This window comes from Mycobacterium palustre (assembly GCF_002101785.1).
GTDB lineage: Bacteria > Actinomycetota > Actinomycetes > Mycobacteriales > Mycobacteriaceae > Mycobacterium > Mycobacterium palustre.
Genome location: NZ_LQPJ01000131.1, coordinates 1 through 15,735, shown reverse-complemented (window position 1 = coordinate 15,735; position 15,735 = coordinate 1). Strand labels below are relative to the sequence as shown.

At 69.5% G+C, this 15,735-nt stretch carries 11 protein-coding genes and 2 pseudogenes; 8 read left to right on the top strand and 5 right to left on the bottom strand.

Going from position 1 to position 15,735, the window contains the following annotated elements; genetic code table 11:
- Window positions 1–345 precede the first annotated feature (345 nt).
- Window positions 346–478: pseudogene (locus AWC19_RS31675) on the bottom strand (three-helix bundle dimerization domain-containing protein); the annotation flags it as partial.
- A gap of 152 nt (window positions 479–630) precedes the next feature.
- Here AWC19_RS31675 and AWC19_RS22550 point away from each other — a divergent pair.
- The 4 genes and pseudogenes from AWC19_RS22550 to cysW all read left to right on the top strand — a co-directional run bounded on the left by AWC19_RS22550 (window position 631) and on the right by cysW (window position 5,056).
- Window positions 631–1,662, top strand: a pseudogene (locus AWC19_RS22550) (epoxyqueuosine reductase).
- Between the two features lie 648 nt (window positions 1,663–2,310).
- Window positions 2,311–3,372, top strand: coding sequence for a sulfate ABC transporter substrate-binding protein (locus AWC19_RS22545; protein ID WP_085080333.1), 1,062 nt, complete (start codon window positions 2,311–2,313; stop codon window positions 3,370–3,372).
- Window positions 3,369–4,241, top strand: a complete 873-nt coding sequence (gene cysT, locus AWC19_RS22540; protein ID WP_085080332.1) for a sulfate ABC transporter permease subunit CysT — start codon at window positions 3,369–3,371, stop codon at window positions 4,239–4,241. The genes AWC19_RS22545 and cysT overlap by 4 nt, the downstream gene beginning before the upstream one ends.
- Window positions 4,238–5,056: a sulfate ABC transporter permease subunit CysW gene (gene cysW / locus AWC19_RS22535; protein ID WP_085080331.1), complete on the top strand. Its 819-nt coding sequence runs from the start codon at window positions 4,238–4,240 to the stop codon at window positions 5,054–5,056. The genes cysT and cysW overlap by 4 nt, the downstream gene beginning before the upstream one ends.
- A gap of 6 nt (window positions 5,057–5,062) precedes the next feature.
- On the opposite strand, the gene AWC19_RS22530 is transcribed toward cysW, so the two are convergent.
- Window positions 5,063–5,428, bottom strand: coding sequence for a DUF732 domain-containing protein (locus AWC19_RS22530; RefSeq protein WP_085080330.1), 366 nt, complete (start codon window positions 5,426–5,428; stop codon window positions 5,063–5,065).
- A gap of 172 nt (window positions 5,429–5,600) precedes the next feature.
- On the opposite strand from AWC19_RS22530, the gene AWC19_RS22525 reads away from it, so the two are divergent.
- From AWC19_RS22525 to AWC19_RS31270, 4 genes are all read left to right on the top strand, one after another.
- Entirely contained in the window at window positions 5,601–7,406 is a 1,806-nt protein-coding gene (locus AWC19_RS22525) for an N-acetylglutaminylglutamine amidotransferase (protein WP_085080329.1), read from the top strand.
- The gene (gene ngg / locus AWC19_RS22520) at window positions 7,403–9,199 is read left to right on the top strand and encodes an N-acetylglutaminylglutamine synthetase (RefSeq protein ID WP_085080328.1); all 1,797 of its coding nucleotides are present in this window, start codon (window positions 7,403–7,405) and stop codon (window positions 9,197–9,199) included. Before AWC19_RS22525 ends, ngg begins: the two co-directional genes overlap by 4 nt.
- Window positions 9,200–9,255: 56 nt before the next feature.
- The gene (locus AWC19_RS22515) at window positions 9,256–10,737 is read left to right on the top strand and encodes an MFS transporter (protein WP_085080346.1); all 1,482 of its coding nucleotides are present in this window, start codon (window positions 9,256–9,258) and stop codon (window positions 10,735–10,737) included.
- Between the two features lie 127 nt (window positions 10,738–10,864).
- Entirely contained in the window at window positions 10,865–12,835 is a 1,971-nt protein-coding gene (locus tag AWC19_RS31270; protein WP_085080327.1) for a serine/threonine-protein kinase, read from the top strand.
- A gap of 10 nt (window positions 12,836–12,845) precedes the next feature.
- Here AWC19_RS31270 and AWC19_RS22505 read toward each other — a convergent pair whose 3' ends face one another.
- The 3 genes from AWC19_RS22505 to AWC19_RS31670 all read right to left on the bottom strand — a co-directional run.
- Complete coding sequence (locus tag AWC19_RS22505; protein ID WP_085080326.1) at window positions 12,846–14,675, bottom strand: serine/threonine protein kinase PknE; 1,830 nt, start codon at window positions 14,673–14,675, stop codon at window positions 12,846–12,848.
- A 170-nt stretch (window positions 14,676–14,845) separates the two neighbouring features.
- Window positions 14,846–15,145: a hypothetical protein gene (locus tag AWC19_RS22500; protein ID WP_372508696.1), complete on the bottom strand. Its 300-nt coding sequence runs from the start codon at window positions 15,143–15,145 to the stop codon at window positions 14,846–14,848.
- A 216-nt stretch (window positions 15,146–15,361) separates the two neighbouring features.
- On the bottom strand, window positions 15,362–15,735 hold a 374-nt coding region (locus tag AWC19_RS31670), incomplete at its 5' end, for a dihydrofolate reductase family protein (RefSeq protein WP_211284980.1).

The window sequence follows — 15,735 nt, the reverse complement described above, 5'->3', positions numbered from 1 at the left end:
GAGGCGTGCCGCCACCGCCATCGCATGATGGGTCGCCGGGTCGGCAAAGGCGTCAGAAAACCAGCGCACGCCGTTGGGCGGTCGGGCGGTGCTTAAGCCGTGGATGAGCGCCGCGTTCGATACCGCCTACGTTCCCGACCCGGCGGCCATTCGCCACCCGCTGGTGTCACGAGCGTGGGGATCCAACGGCGAGGGCCTCGCCGGGCATCGCGCCGGCGGTGATCATCGCCGCCGAATACGGCCGGATCACCGCACACGCGATCCGCGCCGTGGAAAGCTGAGCGCACGAAACCACTTGCCGCGCTTGACGATCGAGGGCCGGTCAGCCGGCCATTGCGAGGCGCCCAGTTCGTCGCCGGCGCACCGCTCGACGAGAAGCGGGACGTACTCCCGCACCGGTCGCCCGTCGAACCGGGCGTGCACGCCCCGCACGACGGCAGCCAAGGGTATCGGCCGGAACGCCGGGATATTTCCGCATCAACCGATCCGACACCCGGTCGATGATCGTCTGCTCACTCAAATCGATCACCGCGTCGGGCTCGCATGCGTTAGCGCCCGAGTCAAATCCTGTTGACCCGGCCATTCCGCCCCGCGGTGCAGGCGAGCTGAGTATTGTGTACTGTACTCAGCATGGCGGACAAAATTCCCGGCCGGCTGGCCGAGCACCCCACGGTGCGCAAGGTCCGATCGCGCGCGGCGCGGCGCCCGGGCGTGCTCGACGCCGAGTGGCTACGGCGGGTGTGCCTGGCCGCGGGCGCCGACGACGTCGGGTTCGCCAGCGTCGACAACCCCGCCCTGGCCTCCGAGGTCGAGCACGTCCAGGCGGCGCTGCCGGGCTCCAGGAGCTACATCTCGCTCGTCGTGAAGATGAACCGCGACAACGTCCGTTCGGCGGCGCGCAGCGTCGCCAACCAGGAGTTTCACCGCAGCGGCGAGGTGCTCAACGAGGCGGCGCACCGCATCGTGCGCCGGCTGCAGGACGCCGGTTATCGGGCGCTCAACCCGTCGGCGACCTTCCCCATGGAGATGGACAACTTCCCGGGCCGGATCTGGGTGGTGGCGCACAAGCCGGTCGCCGTGGCCGCCGGACTCGGCGCCATGGGCATCCACCGCAACGTGATTCACCCGAAGTTCGGCAACTTCATCCTGCTCGGGACGATCCTGGTCGACGCGCCCATCAGCAGCTACGGCGAGCCGCTGGATTACAACCCGTGCCTGGAATGCAAGCTGTGCGTCGCGGCGTGCCCGGTCGGCGCGATCGGCAAGGACGGCGCGTTCGACTTCGTCGCGTGCTCGGTGCACAACTATCGCGAGTTCATGGGCGGGTTCACCGACTGGGTCTAGACCATCGCCGACAGCGCCGACGCGACCGACTTCCGGGCGCGGGTCACCGATTCGGAGAACGCGTCGATGTGGCAGAGCCTGGCGTTCAAGCCCAACTACAAGGCCGCCTACTGCCTGGCGGTGTGCCCGGCCGGGGAGGACGTCATCGAGCCATACCTCAACGACCGCAAGGGGTTCATGGACCTGGTGCTGAAGCCGTTGCAGGACAAGAAGGAAACGCTGTACGTGCTGCCGAAATCGCACGCCAAGGCGCACGCCGAGCGCCGCTACCCGCACAAGCGGGTGAAGGAGGTCGACCGCGGCATCCGCGGGCGCTGAAACCCCGCCCGCGACACCTAGCCCGCATCCCACGCCCGACGTCCGTGCGCGCCATGGCTCCCCTTGGTGCCGCAAATCGTCTCGTAACAAAGCTAACTCGGCCACCCGCGCGACAAAAGCGATACGTGAGGCGGTGTTTTACTCACCGTGACTTTTAGCCCGGCGTGCGGGTCGCGTCTTAAGCGCGCGGGAGGCCGGGCACCTGCCGCGAGACGAATGGTGCCCGTGGCAAGCCGCACCGCCGCGCCCCCCGCAGTTGTAGTTTGCGGCCGCCGTCGCTGAAAGTGCCCAGCATGGCGGGCTATCCGGTCACCGTTGGCTCCGCCCGGTTGCTGGCAAGTCGATCGCTGCCGGCCCTCGGCCGGCTGGCCGAATCCGCCGCGCCGGATTGACGGGGCGGTAAGCCCGCGATCGGGCGTCCCTGCCGGCGGAGCCCCACACGCCGGCGGCGCCGAGACCCAGGTTGCTGACGGCGCGCGCCGGCGCCCGCGCGCTGTTAGGCTTCGCGCCATGCACGCGGCGCCCATGGTTTGCCCCCCGTTCGTGCATTGTTGTCGCTGACTCGAAATCCCATGCGCGGTCGAGGAGTTGGCGAATCGTCGGTGAAATTCTCGGCGTCCACCCGGCAGCGACTGGATCGACGCAGGTATGTCCCCACCGGAAGGCCACCAATTGCTCACCCACATCCGCGGCGCGGCCCCCGTGCGGTCGGTCCTGACGCTCACCGTCACGGCCGGCCTGCTGGCGGCGTGTCAGGGCGGCGCCAGCGACGCGGTGGGCGGCGGCGGACCGGGCAACGTCAACACCAAGATCACCCTGGTGGCGTACTCGGTCCCCGAGCCCGGCTGGAGCAGGGTTATCCCGGCGTTCAACGCCTCCGAGGAGGGCAAGGGCATCCAGGTGGTCACGTCGTACGCCGCCTCGGCGGACCAATCGCGCGGGGTCGTCGAGGGCAAGCCGGCCGACATCGTCAACTTCTCGGTCGAACCGGACATCACCCGCTTGGTCAAGGCGGGCAAGGTGTCTGCGGACTGGGACAAGGACGCCACCAAGGGCATCCCCTTCGGGTCGGTAGTGACGCTGGTGGTGCGCAAGGGCAATCCGAAGAACATCAGGGACTGGGACGATCTGCTGCGTCCGGGCGTCGAGGTCATCACGCCCAGCCCGCTGAGTTCGGGCTCGGCCAAGTGGAACCTGCTCGCGCCCTACGCGGCCAAGAGCGGCGGCGGCGCGGACAGCCGGGCCGGCACGGATTTTATCGGCAAGCTGGTACGCGAACACGTCAAGTTGCGCCCGGGATCGGGACGCATCGCAACCGACGTCTTCGTGGAAGGCAGCGGCGACGTGCTCATCAGTTACGAGAACGAGGCCATCGCCATCGAGCGGCAGGGCAAGGCCGTCGAGCACGTCATGCCCAGCCAGACCTTCAAGATCGAGAACCCGGTGGCGGTGGTGACCAGCAGCGCCCACCCAGAGGCGGCAACGGCGTTCAAGAACTTCCAATACACGGCAACCGCGCAGAAGCTGTGGGCGCAGGCCGGATTCCGGCCCGTCGACCCGGCCGTGGCGGCCCGCTTCCGGGACCAATTTCCGGTGCCGACCAAGCTGTGGACGATCGACGAACTCGGCGGCTGGGGCGCGGCGGACCCGCAGCTGTTCGACCGGGGCACCGGCAGCATCACCAAGATCTACCTGCAGGCCACCGGATGACCGCCCTGACGACGCCCGACCCGGGGGCCGTCCGGCCCGACCTCGCGCGGCCGCGCTCCAGCGCGGGCGCGCCCGCAGCGCCGGGCTTCACGTCGCTCCGGATCGGCGTGACGACGCTGTGGCTGTCGGTGATCGTGCTGCTGCCGTTGGCCGCCATCGCCTGGCAGGCCGGCGGTGGCGGCTCGCAGGCCTTCTGGCTGGCCGTCACGTCGCACGCCGCAGTGGAATCGTTCCGGGTGACACTGACGATTTCCGTTGCGGTGACGATGTTCAACGTCATCTTCGGCCTGCTTACCGCGTGGGTGTTGGTGCGCGACGACTTCGTCGGCAAGGGGCTGATCGACGCGATCATCGACCTGCCGTTCGCGCTGCCCACGATCGTCACCAGCCTGGTGATGCTCGCCCTCTACGGCAAAAGCAGCCCGGTGGGCATTCACCTGCAGCACACCCCGCCGGGGGTGGCGATGGCGCTGGCGTTCGTCACGCTGCCGTTGGTGGTGCGCGCCGTCCAACCGGTGCTGCTGGAGATCGATCCGGAGGCCGAGGAGGCGGCGGCCTCGCTGGGCGCCACCGGTCCGAAGGTCTTCACCTCGGTCGTGTTGCCATCGCTGCTGCCGGCGTTGCTGACCGGTGCGGGGCTGACGTTTTCCCGCTGCATCGGTGAATTCGGCTCGGTGGTGTCGATCGGGGGAGCGGTGCCGGGCAAGACCGAGGTGTCCTCCCAGTGGATCCGCGCGTTGATCGAGAACGACGACCGCACCGGCGCCGCCGCCATTTCCATTGTGCTGCTGTCGGTCTCGTTCTCCGTCCTGATCCTGTTGCGGGTCGTCGGCGGCCGCGCGGCCAGGCGCGAGGAGAAGGCCGCGTGACCACGCTGCGCTGGCCGCGCTACCTCGCCCGATACGCGGTGTTCGGCTATGTCGGCGTGATGCTGGTGGTTCCGGTGTCGGTGATCCTGTGGCGGACCTTCCGGCCGGGTCTGGGCCAGTTCTTCGACTGGATCAGCACCCCGGCGGCGCTCTCGGCGCTGAACCTGTCGCTGCTCGTGGTCGCCATCGTGGTGCCGCTCAACGTGGTGTTCGGTGTGTTCGTGTCATTACTCTTGGCGCGCAATCGGTTTCGCGGCCGCGCAGTGCTGCAGGCGATCGTGGACCTGCCGTTCGCGGTGTCGCCCATCATCGTGGGGGTCGCCCTGATCCTGCTGTGGGGGTCGGCCGGGGCGTTGGGCTTCGTCGAGAACAACCTCGGACTGCGGATCATCTTCGGCGTGCCGGGCATCGTGCTGGCCAGCATTTTCGTGACGCTGCCGTTCGTGGTCCGCGAGGTCCAACCGGTGCTCGTCGAGCTGGGCACCGAGCAGGAACAGGCGGCGGCGACGCTCGGTTCGAGCGGGTGGCAGACGTTTTGGCGGATCACGCTGCCGTCGATCCGATGGGGCCTGACTTACGGCATCGTGCTGACGACCGCACGCACCCTGGGCGAATTCGGCGCCGTCATCATGGTGTCGTCCAACCTGCCGGGGGAGTCGCAAACCCTCACGCTGCTGGTCAACGACCGTTACAACCGCGGCGCCGAGTACGGCGCCTACGCGCTGTCGACGCTGCTGATGGGCGTCGCGGTGGCGTTTCTGATCGTCAAGGCGATCCTGCTGATCCGCCGGGCGCGGGCGGACCGCCACGCCTGAGCGGACTCACATCATCGGCGGAAACGGCAGCAGCCAGGTCATCGACGGGTCGAGCGTGCCCTTGTATTCCGGGCAGTAGGACGCCACCGAGACCCCGACGAAGAAGCCGGCTTGCTTGGCCGTGAGATTCGTCTCTTTCATCAGCCGGATCGCGACGACGGACGAGTCCTGGCCCTTGTCCAGCCCGGAGCACACCGCCCGCCCCTGCGTGATCGCGGTGCCGGGGTCGGGCACGGGGATGCCGTTCTTGCCGAGCGCGGCGACGAACGCGTCGTCGGCTCGATCCGCAGACGCGGGCGCCGCGAACAGCAGCGCGGCGCCGAACAGCAGGGCCGCGCCGGCGACCGAAAGCTTCCGTCGAGGAACCTGCATGCCGGGCGAGAGCCTTCCCCTGAAAGGGTTTGTGCTTCGAGTCAACGACGACTTAACTGAACGTTAGCCGAAATCCGGGCGTCGTTCTCGCCGAGGCGATGCGCAGCGCCGGGCAAACACCGATCGCGGATCGATGGGCCCAGGGCGCGCCGGACCCGGTAGGGTCAAACAGGTGTGCGGAGTCACCGGGGAGGTACGACTCGACGACCGGGTGCCCGACGTCGCGGCCGTGTCGGCGATGGCCGCCGTGTTGGCGCCGCGGGGGCCGGACGCGGCCGGGGCCTGGTCACAGGGCCGGGTGGCCCTCGGGCACCGTCGCCTCAAGATCATCGACCTGACCGAGGCGGGCGCCCAGCCCATGGTCGACGCGGAGCTGGGCCTGGCCGTCGCCTGGAACGGCTGCATCTACAACTACCAGGAGCTGCGCCGCGAACTCACCGGCCACGGCTACCGGTTCTTCTCGCACAGCGACACCGAGGTCCTGATCAAGGCCTATCACCGGTGGGGTGACGACTTCGTCAGCCATTTGTACGGCATGTTCGCGTTCGCCATCGTCGAACGCGACAGCGGTCGCGTCCTGCTCGGCCGCGACCGGCTCGGCATCAAACCCTTGTATTTCACCGCGGACGCCCGCCGGATCCGGTTCGCGTCGACGCTTCCGGCGCTGTTGGCCGGCGGCGGCGTGGACACCCGCATCGACCCGATCGCGCTGCACCACTACATGACGTTTCACTCCGTGGTGCCCGCCCCCCTGACCATCCTGCGGGGCGTGCGCAAAATGCCGCCCGCGTCCCTGGTGGCCGTCGAGCCCGACGGCCGGCGGACCACCACCACCTACTGGACGCCCGACTTCACCCGCCGCGACGACCGTGCCGACTGGTCCGAACGCGACTGGGAAGACGCCGTGCTCGAGTCGCTGCGGGTCGCGGTCGAACGCCGGCTGGTCGCCGACGTTCCGGTCGGGTGCCTGCTGTCCGGTGGCGTCGACTCCAGCCTGATCGTCGGGCTGCTCGCCGAGGCCGGCCAGCACGGGCTGTCGACCTTCTCCATCGGCTTCGAGTCGGCCGGTGGCGTCGAGGGCGACGAGTTCCGGTGGTCGGACATCATCGCCCGGCGATTCGGCACCGACCACCACCAGATCCGCATCGGCACCGAGCGGATGCTGCCCGCCCTCGACGGGGCGATCGGCGCGATGAGCGAGCCGATGGTCAGCCACGACTGCGTCGCGTTCTATCTGCTCAGCCAGGAAGTGGCGCGCCACGTGAAGGTCGTGCAGTCCGGCCAGGGCGCCGACGAGGTGTTCGCCGGATACCACTGGTACCCGCCGATGGGTTCGCCGGCCGCAGCCACCCTGGAGGGTGCGGTCGCCGAGTATCGCGGCGCGTTCTTCGACCGCGACGCGGTCGGCGTCAGGAACCTGTTGGGGCCGGCCTACTTCGCGGAAGGCGACCCCAGCGAGCGCTTCGTCACCGAGCATTTCGCGCGGCCCGGCGCCGACACCGGCGTCGACCGGGCGCTGCGCCTGGACACCACCGTGATGCTGGTCGACGACCCGGTGAAACGCGTGGACAACATGACCATGGCCTGGGGTCTGGAGGGTCGGGTTCCGTTCCTCGACCACGAGTTGGTCGAGCTGGCGGCGACCTGCCCCCCGGAACTGAAGACCGCCCATGAGGGCAAGGGCGTTTTGAAACAGGCTGCGCGGCGGGTGATTCCGTCGGAGGTCATCGATCGGCCCAAGGGCTATTTCCCGGTTCCCGCGCTGACCCACCTCGAGGGGCCGTACCTCGAAATGGTTCGCGCCGCGCTCTATTCGCCGATCGCCAAGGAGCGCGGGCTGTTTCGCACCGACGCCGTCGACGCTCTGCTCGCCGACCCCAACGGCAAGCTGACCCCATTGCGCGGCAACGAGCTGTGGCAGATCGCCCTGCTGGAGCTGTGGTTGCAGCGCCACGGCGTGACCGGGACGGCCGCATGAGCGGCACCGACCACCCGGAGGAGCACACCGAGGCCATCACGCTGGCCCTGCACGACGCCTCGCCGCCCGAGCTGGTGGACGCGATGGCCAAGGACGTCGAGCTCGAATTGGGTTGGGGCCGACTGATATTCGGGCAGACGTTCGCCGACGCGAACACGCTGGCCGAGGCGCTGCGACGCGAAGCCCCCGGGCGGCGCGACATCTGCATCTACGCCCGCGAGTCCCACGTCGTGGTTGCCGGGGCGCCCAACGAGCTGTTCATCGACCCCAGCCACACCTACCGGCTGCGCTTTACCGGCGCGCACGACGAGGACCGGGCGCCGTCGCCGCCGGTCGGGGTGACGGTGCGCACGCTGAAGACCCCGGCCGACGCCGACGCGATGAACCGCGTGTTCGTGCGCTGCGGGATGGTGCCGGCGCCGGTCGAGACGATCTGGCACAACCATCAACACGTCAAGGCGGTGAAATACCTGCTCGCGGTGCGAGACGACGACGGCGCCGTGGTCGGCACCGTGACCGGCGTCGACCACGAGGAGCTGTTCCGAGACCCCGAGGAGGGGTCGAGCCTGTGGACCCTGGCCGTCGATCCGGCCGCGGCGCTACCGGGGATCGGCGAAACCCTGACCCGCGCGCTGGCCGAGCACTACCGCCGCAAGGGCCGCGCCTACCTGGATCTGTCGGTGGCGCACGACAACGCCGCCGCCATCAACCTCTACGAAAAGCTCGGTTTCCGCCGCGTGCCGGTGCTGGCGATCAAGCGCAAGAACGCGATCAACGAGCCGCTGTTCAGCCCGCCGCCCGAAACCGTCGACGACCTCAATCCCTACGCCCGGATCATCGCCGATGAGGCGCTGCGCCGCGGCATCTGGGTCGAGGTCCTCGACGCCGAAACCGGCGAGATGCGGCTCACCCACGGCGGCCGCAGCGTCATCACCCGCGAATCGCTGTCCGAGTTCACCTCGGCGATCGCCATGTGCCGCTGCGACGACAAGCGGTTGACCCGGCGCCTGGTCTCCGAGGCCGGCATCACGGTGCCGCGCGCCCGCCTGGCCACCGGTGACGACGACGACTACGCCTTCCTGCAGGAGATCGGCGAGGCCGTGGTCAAACCCACCCGCGGCGAACAGGGCAAGGGCATCACCGTCGGGGTGACCGCCGAGCAGGGCCCGGACGAGCTGGCGGCCGCGGTGGCGCGCGCGCGCGAGCACTACCCGGAGGTGCTGATCGAGGAGCGGGTGAGCGGCCACGACCTGCGCCTGGTGGTGATCGACGGTCGGGTGGTGGCCGCCGCGCTGCGGCTGCCGCCCGAAATCCTGGGCACGGGGGAGCACACGGTGCGGGACCTGATCGCGGCCGAGAGCCGGCGGCGCTCGGCGGCCACCGGCGGCGAGTCGAAGATCCCGCTCGACGACATCACCGAGGCCACGGTCGCCGAGGCCGGGTGGCGGATGGACGACGTGCTGCCCCAGGGCACCCGGCTGCGCGTGCGCCACACCGCCAACCTGCACCAGGGCGGCACCATCCACGACGTCACCGCCGAGGTGAACACCGAGCTGTGCCGGGTCGCGGTGACGGCGGCCGAGGCGATCGGCATCAAGGTGACGGGCATCGACCTGCTGGTCCCCGACGTCACCGGCACCGACTATGCCTTCATCGAGGCCAACGAGCGGCCCGGGCTCGCCAACCACGAACCCCAGCCCACCGCCGCGGCGTTCCTCGACTTTTTGTTCCCGGGTCACCCGGGCCAGCCGCCGGCCTGGACGCCCGAGGAGGCGCGCACCGACCGGAACTGAGGCGTGCGACGCGCCTCGACGGGGTAATTCTTGTGTTCACTTACGAGAGGAGCCCGATGAGCGACGACGTGCAGACCGGAACCATCACCACCCACGTGCCCGCGCGGCTGGACCGGCTGCCCTGGGGCCGGTTTCACTGGCGCGTCGTCATCGGGCTCGGCGGCGTGTGGATCCTCGACGGGCTCGAGGTCACGATGGTCGGCAACGTGTCGTCGCGCCTCACCGAAAAGGGCAGCGGCATCGAACTCAATCCCGCGCAGATCGGCCTGGCGGCGGCGTTCTACATCGCCGGCGCCTGTCTGGGCGCGCTGTTCTTCGGCCACCTGACCGACCGGTTCGGGCGGCGCAACCTGTTCATCCTGACCCTCGCGGTGTACCTGACCGCCACCGTCGCGACCGCGTTCGCGTTCGCGCCGTGGTACTTCTTCATCGCGCGCTTCTTCACCGGCTCCGGCATCGGCGGGGAGTATGCGGCGATCAACTCGGCGATCGACGAGCTGATCCCCGCACGCGTGCGCGGTCGCGTGGACCTGATCATCAACGGGACGTATTGGATGGGTTCGGCCGCCGGGGCGGCTGGGGCGCTGGTGCTGCTGAACACGTCGAACTTCCCGGCGAACATCGGGTGGCGGCTTGCCTTCGGCATCGGGGCCGTCTTCGGCATCTTTGTCCTGCTGGTCCGGCGCAACGTCCCGGAAAGCCCCCGCTGGCTGTTCATCCACGGCCGCGACGAGGAGGCCGAGCGCATCGTCGGCGAGATCGAGGGCGAGGTGCAGCGGGAGACGGGCCGGCCGCTGCCCGAGCCGCAGGGCCGTCCGCTCAAAATCCGCCAGCGCCAGGCCATTTCGTTTCGTGAGATCGCCCGGGTCGCGTTCACGCTCTATCCCCGGCGCGCCGTGCTGGGCCTGGCGCTGTTCATCGGCCAGGCGTTCCTCTACAACGGCGTGACGTTCAACCTGGGCACCCTGCTGAGCGGGTTCTACGGCGTCCCGTCGGGCACGGTGCCGGTGTTCTTCATCCTGTGGGCGCTCAGCAATTTCGTCGGCCCTTTGGCGCTCGGGCATCTGTTCGACACCGTCGGCCGCAAGCCGATGATCACGCTGACCTACATCGGTTCGGCCGCGGTGGCCGTCGTCCTCGCGGTGCTCTTCGTGACCCAGACCGGCGGCGCCTGGACGTTCATCGCCGTGCTGGCGGTGGCCTTCTTTCTGGCCTCGGCGGGCGCGAGCGCGGCCTACCTGACCGTCAGCGAGATCTTCCCGATGGAAACCCGGGCGCTGGCGATCGCGTTCTTCTACGCGATTGGCACGGCGATCGGCGGGATCACCGGCCCGCTGCTGTTCGGTCAGCTGATCAATTCCGGGCAGCGCGGCCTGGTGGTCTGGTCGTTCCTCATCGGGGCCGCGGTGATGGCGACCGCGGGGCTGATCGAACTGTGGCTCGGCGTTGCCGCCGAGCAGCGCCCGCTGGAGGAGCTGGCGTTGCCGCTGACCGTCGCCGACGCCGAGGGCGAGGACGCGGGCCCACGCCGCGGCTGAGCGCCGAGGAAGCCTGGCGCCGCAAGGATTTCGCAAGAACTTCGCGACCATCCGGCAAGCCGTGTGCCGCAACCTTTCTGCCAACGGGCGCCTCGCCGTTCGCCCGCCGGACCGGAAAGGACGTCAAGTGCCCGACAGCCGCAAAAACAAGACCTACGATTTGGCCATGTCGCTCGAGGCGGGCCGGGTGTTCGCCGGATACACGATCATTCGGTCGCTCGGCTCGGGCGGCATGGGTCAGGTGTACCTGGTGGCGCATCCGCGGCTGCCGCGCCAGGACGCGCTGAAGGTGCTGCCTCCGGAGCTAACCGCCGACGCGGAGTTTCGGGCCCGCTTCGTGCGCGAGGCCGACCTGGCGGCCGGTTTGACGCACCCGAACATCGTCAGGGTCCACGACCGCGGCGAAGAGGACGGCCACTTTTGGATCTCGATGGCCTACGTGCCCGGCACCGATGTGGGCCGGCTGGTGCAGGACGAGTACCCGGGCGGGATGCCGCTCGACGAGGTGGTGCCCATCATCACCGCGGTCGCCTCGGCGCTGGACTACGCACACCATCGGGGGCTGCTGCACCGCGACGTCAAGCCGGCCAACATCTTGCTGGGCGAGTCCGACGGGCAGGCGCGCCGGGTCTTACTGGCCGATTTCGGCATCGCGCGCCGCATCGACGACGCGACCGGCCTGACCGCGACCAACATGACCGTCGGCACCGCCGCCTACGCGGCGCCCGAGCAGTTGAAGGGCGAGCCGATCGACGGGCGAGCCGATCAATACGCGTTGGCGTGCACCGCATTTCACATGCTGACCGGCGTCGAGCCCTACGTCGACCCCAATCCCGCCGTGGTGATCAGCCAGCACGTCAACGCCCCGCCGCCGTCCATCGGCGCCGGGAGGCCGGAATTGGCTGGGCTGGATGCGGTGTTCGCCACCGCGCTGGCCAAGGAGCCGTCCGGCCGGTTCGGCAGCTGCGGGGAGTTCGCGGCCCGTCTCGGTCCGCGGCCGAACCCGACCTTCACCTACGCGGGCCAGATCCCGGCCCACCCGGAGACCCAAGACACCCAACCCTCGATCGGCGTGGTGGCGCCCACCACGGCGCTGCGGCCCAAACCGCCTGCGGCACAACGGCTCCGCCGACCCGCCGTCCTCGTCCCGGCCGTGGCGGCCGCCGCGTTGCTGATCGCGGGCGGCGTCTTCGCCACCGACAGGCTCAGCCAGCCCCACAAGCCGGCCCCGACTGCGGCGCCCGCACCCGCCCCGTCGCCCAAGGCGCCGCCGCCCAACACCGGGCCCCTCACGGGCGTGTACCGCGCGGAGTTCGCCCGCATCGGCAGCATCGAAGGCCAACCCGCGCCGGGAGTCGCGCCGTCGACGGAAACCTGGGGCATCAGCTCGGCGTGCCGCCCCACCGGGTGCGTGGCGACCGCCACCCGCCTGACCGGGGAGAGCATGCAGGTGCCGACCATCATCTTCGACCAGGTCGGCGACACCTGGGTGGCCGTCAGCGTCGGCTCGAGCACATGCACCAACACCAAGCTCGACGGCGAGATCTGGGAGACGTTCACGCTGCAACCGCACCCCGACGGCACCCTGGCCGGCGAGGCCACCGAGATCATGGACAAGGGCTGCGCCAACAAACGAACGGTCACCTTCACCCGCACGGGAGACGTCGACGTCAGCACGCTTCCCGATCCGAACACCGTGCCGCCGCGGGTGGTGTCGCCGGCCGAGGCGGTGCGCGGGCACTACCACGAATCCGACGTCACCCCGAGCGGCTACAAAGGGCAGCAGGACTATGCGGTGCGGACCGACTGCCTGCGCACCGGCGAGCGGTGCATGAGCTTCTTCCACGCGCCGCCGGCGTCGGCCATGGCGTTGGTCTTCGCCAACGGGGAATGGGTCTACGACCGCGAGTTCGACGGCCGGTGCTCCAAGGGCGGGACCGCGCACGTCAGGATCGTCGCGCACTTCCCGCTGCCGCAACCGGCCCAGGACCCGGTCGCGCTGCTCACCGGGCACGGCCACGAGAACGTGGCGAATTCCGCCGGGGTCAACTGCGGCAGCACCGACGTCGACGTGAAGTTCGCCCGCACCGGCGACTAGCGGGCGGGGGCTACCCGATCAGCTTGGTCAGCCAGGTCGGATCCTGGTAGTTCACCGACCTGGTGCCGTCCCACACGAACGGCGTCCCGGTGGCGTTGAGCCCGGTCAGCGTCGCATCGCCCGCGGCGGCCTTGGCCTTGGCGATGCCGACGTCGTCGCCGCCCTTGATGCAGTCGAGCACGCTGGCATCGACGCCGACGGTCTTGGCCAGCTGGGCCAGTTCGCCGTCGGTGCGGTCTTCCGGGGCGTTCTCGGCGGGCTGGAAACTGCTGGCGAACAGGCCCGAGTAGTAATTGGTATACAGCTTCGGATCACCTTGTCCCGCAACGCAATACGTGGCCGCGACCGCTCGCGTGGAGTAGTTCTTGCTGTGCGACTGGTCGTCGAGGAAGTCCAACAGGTGGTATCGCACCGCAAGCTTCTTGTTGTTCACCGCGGTGTCGATATCGCTCGCGTTGGACCGGATGAAGCTGCCGCACGGCGGGCAGATGGGTTCGTTGAAGATGTCGATCGTCGTCGGTGCCGCCGAGCTGCCGACGTACACGCCGTCATCGAGGGTTTTGAGCTCGACGGCGTCCGGCGGCGGCGGTGGCGGCGCCGACGTGGACTTGGCGGACGGCGACGATTCCCACGGGTGGGCCACGACGACGATCAGCCCGACCACAACGACCACCGCCGCGGCGGCGGCGGCGCCCACCCACGGCCACGGGTTGCGTCCGCGCCGGGGCGGCGGCCCCCAGAGCGGCGTCCCGGTCGCGCCCACGTCGCCGGTGCCCCAGCCGGGGACGCCGGGCCACCCCGTCGGCTGGGGCGCCGGTCCGCCGAGCCCAACAGATGCCGGGGGAGTCGACGTCGCGGGCCACGCCTGGTTCTGCGGCGGCCCGTGGCTGGCCATCGCCGGCGGCTGGGTGGGCGCGAATCCGCTGGGCGGCTGGCCCGCGAACGCGGCCGGCATGTTGGCCACCTGGCTGCGCTGCAGGATGTCGGTCGCGCGGTCCTGGTCGGGGGTGGCCAGCGCGGCGTAGGCGGCCGCCGAGAGGTCGCCGCACGTGGCGTAGCGGGCCGCCGGATCCTTGGCCATGCCGCGCGCGATGACGCCGTCGAAGGCCACGGGGATGCTCGGCCGCGCGGCGCTGGGGCGCGGGATCGCCTGGTTGAGGTGGGCGCCCATCACGCCGATGGTGTCACCGGTGTAGGGCGGGGAACCGGTCAGGCACTCGTAAAGGACGCAGGCCAGCGCGTAGATGTCGGCCCGGTAGGTGACCTCGGCGTCGCTAAACCGCTCCGGGGCCATGTATTTGACGGTGCCCACGGTGGTCCCGAACTGCGTCAGCTTCTCGTCGGAGGTGGCGCTGGCGATGCCGAAATCGACGAGGTAGGCAAAGTCGTCGGCGCTGACGAGGATGTTCTCCGGCTTCACGTCGCGGTGCATCACACCGGCGGCGTGCGCGGCGTCGAGGGCCGAGCCGATCTGGCGCACGATCGCCACCGCCCGCGGCGGGGACAGCGGCCCGTAGCGGCTCAGCATTGTGGCCAGGTTCTTGCCGTCGATGAGGCGCATGTCCACGTAGAGCTGCCCGTCGATCTCGCCGAAGTCGTGAATCGGCACGACGTGCGGTTCCTGCAGCCGCCCGGCCGTGCGGGCCTCGCGCTGCATGCGCGAGCGGAAGACCGGGTCGCTGGAGAGGGCCTGCGACATCAGCTTGAGCGCCACGATCCGTTCGCGCACCGTGTCCTCGGCCTCGTAGACGTCGCCCATCCCGCCGCGACCCACCAGCCGCCGTAGCCGGTACGGCCCGAACTGCGAGCCCTCCCGCGAATCCGCGGTCGTCTCACCCATTCCCGACTCCTCACCCGCCACAGGGCGCCGCAAGCCGCTGCAAACGTGGCCTGCCAGGCATAAGGCTAATGGTTTCGGCAACCGCGGGGCACCGTGAATAGCGAGAATGCCAGCTAATCCCGGTTCGGCGGGTGGTGGCCTCTGGGTCGCGCACCGGCGGCCGCGCCGGATCAGCGGCGCTCCTCGTCCCCGGTTTTGCGCTCGCTGAGGCCCTCTCGGGACAGCGCCCGGACGAAGCCGTAGGCCTGCATCCCCTCCGGGCCGGGGTTTTTGACGATCCAGTCGTTGATGTTGGTCAGCGCCTTGGCCAAGTCGTCCCGCCTGACGCGGATCAGATACGTCTTCCTGTCGTCCTGGGGGTCGTCGATGGCCTCGGCGACGGCGACGGGGTTTTTGAAGGCGTAGGCGATCCCGTGTACGGCGTCGTGGTTGAGTGCCCAGTGAAGTTCGCTGGGTCGCAGTCGGTTCACCGCAAGATTGCGGAATTCATCCTCGTGGGTTGGATCGCTCACCTGGCCCGACGGTCCTCCTCGGTGTGCCCGCGAAAGAGTAAACGACGATCGACCGAACGCAATGCCGCGCAGGCTGTTCGATGAAAAGTTCCCCAAGCCTTCATCATAGGAAGCACCCGCATTCGCCGCATGCCGAGCGGATGTGCAGAAACTGGCCGACGTGGCGCTCCCGGCTCAGCGACGGTATTTCAGGAACAGGTAGTCGTCGCAGGTCAGGGCGTGCTCGAGCCGCATCGCCACCGGCACCGAAAGCCGCGACGGCTCACGGTGACCCACCGGCTGGCTCTTGGCGAGCTTGGGAGCCAGCGTCACGCAGATCTCGGAAATGGCGCCGGCGTCCACCAGCTCGCCGAGCAGGGTCGGTCCGCCCTCGCACAAGACGCGGTTCATGCCGTGCGCCCGCAGCAGCGCGAGGGCGCCAGCTCGGTGACGTCGCCGACGGCGCCCATCCGCGACGACGGCATCGCTAGGTGTACTCGGCCAGGACGTTGGTAGCAGGCGTGTCGGCTTGATGTGAGGAGAACCCCCGGGTGGGGTGTGGCGTGTCG

Excerpts from the sequence above, each read along its gene's own strand:
- AWC19_RS22545 (WP_085080333.1), top strand. The coding sequence starts at position 2,311 with ATGTCCCCACCGGAAGGCCACCAATTGCTCACCCACATCCGCGGCGCG.
- cysT (WP_085080332.1), top strand. The coding sequence starts at position 3,369 with ATGACCGCCCTGACGACGCCCGACCCGGGGGCCGTCCGGCCCGACCTC.
- AWC19_RS22530 (WP_085080330.1), bottom strand. The coding sequence starts at position 5,428 with ATGCAGGTTCCTCGACGGAAGCTTTCGGTCGCCGGCGCGGCCCTGCTG.
- ngg (WP_085080328.1), top strand. The coding sequence starts at position 7,403 with ATGAGCGGCACCGACCACCCGGAGGAGCACACCGAGGCCATCACGCTG.
- AWC19_RS22515 (WP_085080346.1), top strand. The coding sequence starts at position 9,256 with ATGAGCGACGACGTGCAGACCGGAACCATCACCACCCACGTGCCCGCG.
- AWC19_RS22505 (WP_085080326.1), bottom strand. The coding sequence starts at position 14,675 with ATGGGTGAGACGACCGCGGATTCGCGGGAGGGCTCGCAGTTCGGGCCG.